At 71.2% G+C, this 905-nt stretch carries 1 protein-coding gene; it reads left to right on the plus strand.

The window, feature by feature from the left end; translation table 11 throughout:
- The first annotated feature begins 336 nt into the window (after nt 1-336).
- Nucleotides 337-828, plus strand: coding sequence for a hypothetical protein (locus ROTAS13_RS25140; protein ID WP_139323596.1), 492 nt, complete (start codon nt 337-339; stop codon nt 826-828).
- Nucleotides 829-905 lie beyond the last annotated feature (77 nt).

Genomic DNA, 905 nt, shown 5'->3' on the forward strand with positions numbered 1-905 from the left:
TCGCCTTACGGTGGAGCTGGGCGTAGATGTGATCAAGAGACAGACGACGGCGAGGCCAGTCCCCTGGAACGTGCCCACCCCCTTCAGGGGGTGGGTCGAGTGGCCAACCCACGCGGCTGATGGCAGCCGGGACGCTGGGTCTGGAACACGACCCGCCATCCCGGCCGCGTCAGAGCGGAGGCGCAGCCGGAGCGTGGATCGTTGCCCGAAGGGCCGAAACTCCGAAGGAGGTTCGGGGAGGCCGCGCAGCGGCCGAGTAGAGCCCGGCCTCCGCGCAGCGGAGGAGACGCCCAGATCCCTTCTGGTGTTCACCTGTTCGCCTTTCATTCGGAGCCGGTGACGGGCGGTGTGGTGCTTTCCGTTCGCTCGGCGGGATCCGACGCTGATGCCACCCAGCGCATCCTGCGCCTGGAGCAGGCCGGAGACACGACGTTGAGCAGAATCCTACTCGTGGCGACGCTGCTGCTGCCCGGGGCGGCAATGGCGCAGTTGCCCGGGCAGTTCGGCCCGCAGCAACAGTTCCTTGCCCCGAACGTGGTGGTCACGCTGCCCTTCGCTGGCGGAACGGTGGGCGCGAACCCGCTGCCGTTCGAGACGCAGCAGACCCAGCAACAGCGTCTCCTGGAGATGCTGAACACCGGCGGGGTCGAGCGGCCCGCGCCTGCGGCGGTCGCGGCGGGCTGCATGTTCGCGGGGCAGATCTATTCGGAGGGCGCGCTGGTCCGCGCCGAGGGCGGCGATCGGCAGGTATGCCTGCCGCGCCCTGGAGCCGAGCCGGATGCCGCGGGCCACCTGCCGCTGGCCTGGCAGGCGGCTCCGGATCGCTGATGCGGCTGACGCGAGGACCGCGCAGGCGGCTGACGCCGCCCGGAGCGGTGATGCCGACGCCGGAGGAGGCGCGGCGC

It is taken from the genome of Roseomonas sp. TAS13, assembly GCF_001950415.1.
In the GTDB taxonomy this organism is placed as follows: domain Bacteria; phylum Pseudomonadota; class Alphaproteobacteria; order Acetobacterales; family Acetobacteraceae; genus Roseomonas; species Roseomonas mucosa.